Source organism: Actinopolyspora alba (assembly GCF_900112765.1).
GTDB lineage: Bacteria > Actinomycetota > Actinomycetes > Mycobacteriales > Pseudonocardiaceae > Actinopolyspora > Actinopolyspora alba.
This window is the reverse complement of record NZ_FOMZ01000024.1, coordinates 1-8,481: the sequence shown is the minus strand read 5'-3', so window position 1 is coordinate 8,481 and position 8,481 is coordinate 1. Positions and strand designations below refer to the sequence as shown.

Sequence of the window (8,481 nt, the reverse complement as noted above, 5' to 3'; positions counted from 1 at the left end):
GTGCGGCGGCGATTGCACGAGTGGGGTGGTGCGTTGTCGGTGGCGGTGGTCAACACCGCCGAGTCGACGGTGGTGGCTGGTGACCGGCAGGAGTTGGAGGAGTTCCTCGCCGTGTTGGAGGGCGAGGGTGTGTATTGCCGTCGGATCGCGGTGGATTACGCGTCGCATTCGCCGCAGGTGGATCCGGTGTTGGAGTCGGTTCGGTCGGAGTTGGCTGATCTGGTGCCGGGGTCTGGGGATGTGCCGGTGTTCTCGACGGTGCGGGGGGCTCGGGTCGACGGCAGCGAACTCGATGGTGACTACTGGGCGGACAATCTTCGCGAGCCGGTGCGGTTGGATCTGGCGTTGGAGGATCTCGCTGCGGGTGAGGAGACGGTGTTTCTCGAGTTGGGTGCGCATCCGTTGTTGGTGGGCCCGCTCGGCGGGGCCGGGCATATGGCGGTGGGCTCGTTGCACCGGGACGAGGACGGTGCGTCGCGGTTGCGGCAGGCCGCGGCGGAGTTGTTCGCCCATGGCATCCCGGTCGAGTGGGACACGGTCTACGCGGGCACCGGGGCGCGGGTCGTGGACCTGCCGACCTACGCCTTCCAACACCAGCACTACTGGCTGGAGCTGCCCGAAACGAGCCAGGGGGAGGCGTCCGCCTTCGGCCTCGACGCCGGAGAACACCCACTCCTCGCGGGCCGCACGGACCTCTCGGACGGCACCGTCGTGTTCACGGGCAGCACCGCTGCGCTCGCCCGTCCGTGGAACTCCGAGCACCACGTCTTCGACACCGCGCTGCTGCCGACCACCACTCTCGTCGATCTCGCGCTGCACGCCGCGAGCAGGGTCGGCCTCGAACGCGTCGCCGAGACCTCACTCGAAGAGCCGATCCCACTCGACGCGGGGCCACGCCGGTTGCGGCTGGTGATCGAACCCGAACAGGACGGCCGTCGAGGCTTCACGCTGCAAAGCAGCTTCGTCGACGGGCCGTGGGTGCGCAACGCCAACGGCCGGCTCGCCGAACGAACGACCGAAACGCATCCCGCCCCCGACAGCGGGCCGCCACCAGGAGCCACACCGCTCGACGTCGAGGAGCTCTACGCGTCGCTGGACGACGACGGGCACCGCTACGGACCCGCTTTTCGGACGATCACGCGTGGCTGGAGCACCGGCGACGAGGTCGTCGTGGAGGCAAGCCTGCCGGATGAGCTGCGGGACGAGGCCGAGACGTTCGGGACGCACCCGGCACTCCTCGAGGCAGCGCTGGCCGCCGCGACCCGATTTCTCCCGAACACCGACGAAGCGATCCACCTGCCGTGCACCGTCACGGACGCGATGCGGCACGCGGTCGGAGCGATGACGGTCCGAACGCGGGTGACCAGAGCAACCGAGGGGCGACTGCGCCTCGCGCTTTTCGACCCCGCTGGTGATCCGGTAGCGACGATCGGCGCGGTCACCACCGAGGAGGTCACGGAACCGCGCATCCGGGAATCGGCGGGTTCGGGGGCGACGACCGCGTCCTCCGCGCTGTATCACCTCGTCGGGCAACCCGTGCCCGCTCCAGCGGCGGACACACCGACGGGCTCGCCGACCGACTACCTGGAGGTCGACATCGCGGCCTCGGACGGCTCGACGCCCGACTTCGCCGCGCTCGCGGACAGGGTGCGGACGGCGGAAGCATCCACTCTGGTCGTTCGTTGGCCCGCTCCGGACGCGACACCCACCGCTGTCCACGAGCTGACCCACCGCGCCCTCGCCTGGCTGCGAGGATGGCTGGCAGCGGACGCTCTCGGCGATACCCGGGTCGTCTGGCTCACCCACGGGGCCATCGGGAACGGCTCGGCACAACCCCCGCCGTCCCCCGCCGCTGGGGCGGTTTGGGGAATCGCTCGTGCGTTCCAGCAGGAACATCCCGACCGGTCTCTCGTCCTGGTGGACACGGACACCGAGTCCGATCGGCCTCCCGCGCTCGAGGACCTCATGGCTCGGCTGCCGGAGGACGAGCCCCAGCTGGTGCTGCGCGACGGAGCGCTCGAGGCGCTGCGGCTGCTGCCCGTGGAACGTTCGGAAGAACCGGCCGCGACCACCTGGAACACCGATGGCACCGCGCTCATCACCGGCGGAACGGGCGGTCTCGCCCGTGTCCTCGCGCACCACCTCATCGCCGAGCACGGGATCCGGCACCTCGCGCTGGTGTCGCGCTCCGGAGCGGCCGCGACAGGGTCCGCCGAACTCGTGGCCGAGCTGGAAACGGCGGGCGCGGCCACGGTGACCCTGCACGCCTGCGACGTGTCCGACCGGTCCGAGCTCGCGGAAGTCCTCGACGCCATCCCCCCGGAACGACCGCTGACGGCCGTGTTCCACACCGCCGCGGTCCTCGACGACGGGCTCCTCGCGGACCTCACCCCGGAGCGGGTCGACACGGTACTGCGGCCCAAGATCGACGCCGCCTTCCACCTGCACGAGCTCACCGCGGATCTACCGCTGTCGGCCTTCGTGCTGTTCTCCTCCGCGGCGGGAACCCTCGGCAGCGCGGGACAGGCCAACTACGCCGCCGCGAACGCCGCCCTCGACTCACTGGCGGCACGGCGGCGCCACACGGGGCTGTCCGCGATGAGTCTGGCGTGGGGCATGTGGACCGACGTGGGGCTCGTGACCGGTCTGGACGATCCGCTGCGGCACCGGCTGGGCCGGATGGGCGGTCTTCCGATCACCCCCGAGTTCGGCATGCGACTCCTCGACGAAGCCCTCGGACGCCCCGAGACCGGCCTCGCCCCCATCCCGTTCGACCACGGTCGCCTCGAACAACGAGCGAAGGAGGGCGCACTCCCTGCGCTGCTGCGGGGACTCGTACGTCGCCGCTTTCGGCGAGCCGCGGGTACGGAAGCGGGAGCAGGGCTCGTCGAGCGACTGGCGGGCCTTTCCGAATCCGAGCGTGCGGCGGCCTTGCTCGATCTGGTGCGCGGCGAACTCGCCACTGTGCTCCGCCTTCCGGAAGCGGCCGCTGTCCCCGCCGACAGGCCGGTTCGCGATCTCGGCCTCGACTCGCTGATGGCCGTGGAGTCCCGCAACCGCCTCGCGGCGCTCGTCGGCGAGAAACTCCCGGCGAGCCTGCTGTTCGACCACCCCACGCCGACGGAACTCAGCCGGTTCCTCGCGACCAAGATACCCGGCACCGAGTCGGGTGGGGCTCGGACCGACGTTCCGACGACTCGGCGCGCACCGGACGAGCCGATCGCGGTGGTGTCGATGGCGGGGCGTTATCCGGGTGGGGTGGATTCTCCGGAGGGGCTGTGGCGGTTGTTGGTCGACGGGTGTGATGCGGTGTCGGGTTTTCCGGATCGTCCCGGTTGGGATGTGGCGGGGTTGTTCGACCCGGATCCGGATGCCGTCGGCCGGACGAGTACGGACCAGGGTGGTTTCCTGCACGACGCGGGGTTGTTCGATGCGGGGTTTTTCGGGGTGAGTCCGCGGGAGGCGGAGCGGTTGGATCCGCAGCAGCGGTTGCTGTTGGAAACTTCGTGGGAGGCGATCGAACGGGCCGGGCTGCCTCCGTCGTCGCTGGACCGCAGCCTCACCGGCGTCTACCTCGGGATTCAGTCGAGCGGGTACGTGCTGCACTCCGGTGACCCGGACCAGCTCGACGGGCACGTGGCCACCGGGGTCGCCAACAGCACCGCGTCCGGTCGGTTGGCTTACACGTTGGGGTTGCGGGGTCCGGCGGTGTCGGTGGACACGGCGTGCAGTTCGTCGTTGGTGAGTATTCATCAGGCGATGGAGGCGTTGCGGCGTGGTGAGTGCGATCTCGCCTTCGCGGGCGGGGTCACCGTCATGGCGACGCCCGTGCCGTTCATCGCCTTCAGCCGGGAACGACTGATCTCCCCCGACGGCCGTTGCAAGCCCTTCTCCGAGAGTGCCGACGGCGTGGGCTGGTCGGAGGGCTGCGGCATGTTGTTGTTGGAGCGGCTCTCGGATGCGCGGGTCAACGGGCGTGAGGTGTTGGCGGTGTTGCGGTCGAGTGCGTTGAATCAGGATGGTCGGAGTCAGGGGTTGACGGCGCCGAACGGTCCGGCGCAGGAGCGGGTGATCGGTGCTGCGTTGGCGGCCGGGGGGTTGGAGCCCTCGGATGTGGACGCGGTGGAGGCGCATGGCACCGGTACCGCGTTGGGCGACCCGATGGAGGCGAACGCGCTGCTGGCCACCTACGGCCAGGGGCGTGACGCGGAGCGGCCGCTTCTGGTCGGTTCCATCAAGTCGAACATCGGTCATCCGCAGGCCGCGGCGGGTGTCGCTGGGGTGATGAAGATGGTGTTGGCCCTGCGGCATGGTGAGTTGCCGCGCTCGTTGTATGCCGAGGAACCCACCTCGGATGTGGACTGGAGCGCGGGGCCGGTTCGGTTGTTGGACGAGCCGGTGTCGTGGCCTGTGGAGTCGGGTCGGGTGCGTCGTGCGGGTGTGTCGTCGTTCGGGATTTCGGGGACGAACGCGCACGTGATTCTGGAGGAAGCACCTGAGTTGGAGATTTCTGGTTCGGGTTCGTCCGTGGTCGATGTGGATGGGTCTGCTGGGGAGGGCTCCGGCGGTTCGTTGGTGGATGTGGCGGTGCCGCTTGTGGTGTCGGGGGGTTCGGGTGCTGCGTTGCGTGCGAATGCGGGGCGGTTGGCGGAGTTTTTGGAGGGGTGTTCTGGGGTGTCGTTGGCCGATGTGGGGTTGTCGTTGGGGGTTGGTCGTGGGGTGTTTGGGTGTCGGGGTTCGGTGGTGGCGGCCTCGGTGGATGGGGCGGTGTCGGGTCTTCGGGCGTTGTCGGAGGGTCGGGGGTCGCAGCGTGTGGGGATGGCTCGTGGGTTGGCCGGGGTGGATGGGGTGTTTCGGGCTGATGTGGAGGAGTTGGCTTCGGCGTTTGAGGGGGTGTTGTCGCGGTCGTTGTTGTCGGTGATGTGGGCCGAGGACTCCGCTGAGGCTGGGGATTGGGCCGATGAGGGTTCTGAGGCTGGGGGGTTGTTGTGGTGGACGGAGTTCGCGCAGCCTGCGTTGTTCGTGGTGGAGGTGGCGTTGTTCCGTCGGTTGCGGCGGTTGGGGGTTGCTCCGGGTGTGTTGGTGGGGCATTCGGTGGGTGAGTTGGTGGCGGTGTATGTGGCTGGGGGGTTGTCGCTGGTGGATGCGGCCAGGCTTGTGGCGGCGCGGGCTCGGTTGATGCAGGGGTGTCGGGCTGATGGGGTGATGGTCTCGGTGGGGGCTTCGGAGGACGAGCTGCGTGCGGTGTTGCCGCAGGGGGCGTGGTTGGCGGCGGTGAATGGGCCGGGGCTGTGTGTGGTCTCGGGTGATGCCGAGGCCGTGGGGGAGGTGGCTGCTCATTTTGAGGGGTTGGGGCGGCGGACGCGGTGGTTGTCGGTCAGTCATGCGTTTCACAGTGGGCATATGGATCCGGCTCTGTCGGAGTTGGAGCGGGTCGCGGGGCAGTGTGTGTTTGGTGAGCTTTCGGTTCCGGTGGTCAGTAATGTCACCGGGCAACTGTTGACGGGTGAGGAGATGTGCTCGCCGGGGTATTGGGCGCGGCATGTGCGGCAGCCGGTGCGGTTCGCCGACGGTGTTGAGACGGCGTTGGCTGCTGGGGTGGATGTGTTCGTGGAGTGCGGTCCGGATGGCACGGCGTCTGCGATGGCGGCCCAGTGCGTGCCGGATGACGTGGCGACCCGGTTGATTCCCGCCCTGCGTGCTGGGGGTGATTCGTCCGGCCAGTTGGGTGAGGCGGAGTCGTTCGTGGCGGCGTTGGGCGCGTTGCACACGGCCGGGCATGCCCCGGATTGGGAGGTGTTCTACCACGGCAGTGGGGCCAAACCCGTGCTGCTGCCGACGTATGCGTTCCAACGGGAGCACTACTGGCTGGACACGACACCCACACACGGAAACGTTCGCGCACGGTCAGCCGATGATCCGCTCTGGAACGCCCTCACCGCGGGACGAACCGAGGAGGTTACCGATCTTCTCGGGCTCCCGGCTGAGTCGCGGGCCTATCTGGAGTCACTCGTGCCGCACGTGGCCGAGTGGTACCGCGACCGCGAAGCCGACGCCGCGCTGTCCGATTGGCTCTACGACGAGCACTGGGAAGCGACGCTACCGACGAGCGGGACTGCTGGTGCTCCGGAAGGCCGCTGGCTGCTGCTCGCCGTGAGCGAGGACCCCGTGGTCGATGCCACCGCGCGTGCTCTCGAAGCGGCGGGGGTCGATATCGAGCGCATCGCGATGTCGACCGATCCGGCACCCGTGGTGGCGCGACTCGAATCGGAACCGTGGGAGGGGGCGCTGCTGGTGGGAGCGTTCGCCCACCATGAGCAGCACGATTCACCGGCGCTCACCGCCGAACTGTCCCGCGTCGTCGACCTGGTCGAGGCGGTACGACGAACTCCCACCACGACCGGGCTCTGGTGCGTGACACGCGGTGCGGTCTCGACCGGCGATGCCGACCCGGTGCACCATCCGCTCCAATCACTGGTCTGGGGCCTCGGCCGCGTCGTCGGCCTGGAACACCCCGACCATCTCGGTGGTCTCGTCGACGTCCCGGAAAACCTCGACGCGACCGCACTCGCCGAACTCCCGTCGGTACTGGCGGCCCACGACGACGAGGACCAGCTCGCGCTCCGCCCGAATCCGGCGGGTGGGGTCCGTCGCATGGTCCGGCGTGTCGTTCGCGCCCGGCCGCCGCACCGCCGAAAAGATCTCGCTTTCGAGGGCGCAGTGCTGGTGACCGGGGGGACCGGTGGGTTGGGTGCCCGTACGGCGCGGTGGTTGGCGGAGTGCGCTCGGGGGCCGTTGCATCTGGTGTTGGTCTCGCGTCGTGGTGGCGATGCGCCGGGTGTCGGTGCGTTGCGCACGGAGCTGGCGGAGCTGGGGGTGAAGGTCACCGTCGCGGGGTGCGATGTGGCAGATCGGGGTGAGCTCGCTCGGTTGTTGGGTGGATTGGACGAGCCGGTTCGCGCCGTCTTCCACGCGGCCGGGACGAGCGAACTGGTGCCGCTCTCCCAACTCGACGCCGAGGCCATCGAGCCCCAACTGGCGTCCAAGGTCGCCGGAGCCGCGAACCTCCACGCCCTTCTCGACCCCGAGCCGTTGGAGGCGTTCGTCCTCTACGGCAGCATCGCCGGGTTCTGGGGTTCCGGGGAACAGGGCGCCTACGCGGCGGCCAACGCGTTCCTCGACGGTTTGAGCCGGTACCGGAACGACAGGGGAATGGCCGCCACGGTGCTGCACTGGGGCCCCTGGGCCGAGGGCGGCATGGTGACCGAGGAAGCCGACGCCCAGCTGCGGCGCCGAGGTCTGGAGCCGATGGCGCCGGAGGCGGCCTTCCGTGGCCTCGAACTCGCACTGCGCGGCGGTCGCCCCTCGCTCGTGGTCGCGAACGTCGACTGGTCCCGGTTCGCGCCGAGCTTCTCCTTCGCGCGGTCACGCCCGTTGCTGCACGGTGTGGCGGAAGCCGAACTCGCGCTTACCGAGAACTCGTCCACCGGAGAGCCCGGTGATGAGTCGCACCAGCACACGCGGCTGCGAGACGCGGCGCCGGAGGAACGGGCGGACGTGGCGCTGGACATCGTGCGTGAAGAGGTCGCGGCGGTGCTGGGAATGTCCGGCCCCGAGGCGATCGCCGTCGACCAATCCTTCCAGGAAATCGGTCTCGACTCGCTGCTGGCCGTCCAGGTCCAGCAGCGGCTCTCCACGGTGGTGGATCAGAAGCTCTCGCCGAGCCTGCTGTTCGATCACCCCACGGCCCGTGCACTCGCCGAGTTCCTCCTGGAAATCGTCCACCCCCGACGCGATGAGCTCGCCGAGGCACGGGAAGCGATCGAGGTTCTGCAACGCGTCCCCGCCGAGCGACTCGAACGGGAAGGGCTGATGAAACAGCTCGTCGGACTGGTCTTCCACACCGACGACGGGGCGGCGAACGACGAGACATCGTCGGATACCGGCACGGATGCCGGTGAGGAGCTGTTCGGTCGGCTCGATGCGCAGTTCTCGAAGCTGACAGATCTCGAATGAATTCGTACCGCAAGGGCGGCCGCGGTGCGTGGCCCGACGTCCTCCCTTGCCGCGGGCGGAAGGTGTCGTCATGCCGACGGAAAACGAACTGAAGTCCTACCTGGAACGTGCGAGCAAGGCACTCGACCTGACCACCGCGAAGCTCGAACGCGAACAGGCGCGCAACGATGCCCCGATCGCGGTGGTGGCGATGTCGTGCCGCTATCCGGGCGGAGCGAATTCCCCGGAGGAGCTGTGGGAGCTCCTCGCGGAGGGCAGCGACGCGATCTCCGGCTTTCCGGATCGTCCTGGTTGGGATGTGGCGGGGTTGTTCGATCCGGATCCGGATGTGGTGGGGGCGACGTATGCGCGTGGGGGTGGTTTCGTTCATGACGCGGGGTTGTTCGATGCGGGGTTTTTCGGGGTGAGTCCGCGGGAGGCGGAGCGGTTGGATCCGCAGCAGCGGTTGTTGTTGGAGACCTCCTG

The 8,481-nt window shown here is 68.9% G+C and carries 2 protein-coding genes; both read left to right on the top strand.

The annotated features are described in order from the left end of the window. Positions 1 to 12: 12 nt before the first annotated feature. Positions 13 to 8,016, top strand: coding sequence for a type I polyketide synthase (locus BM150_RS23315; protein ID WP_342752611.1), 8,004 nt, complete (start codon positions 13 to 15; stop codon positions 8,014 to 8,016). A 28-nt stretch (positions 8,017 to 8,044) separates the two neighbouring features. After that, a partial coding sequence (locus BM150_RS23310; protein WP_425427442.1) for a beta-ketoacyl synthase N-terminal-like domain-containing protein occupies positions 8,045 to 8,481 on the top strand: 437 nt, incomplete at its 3' end.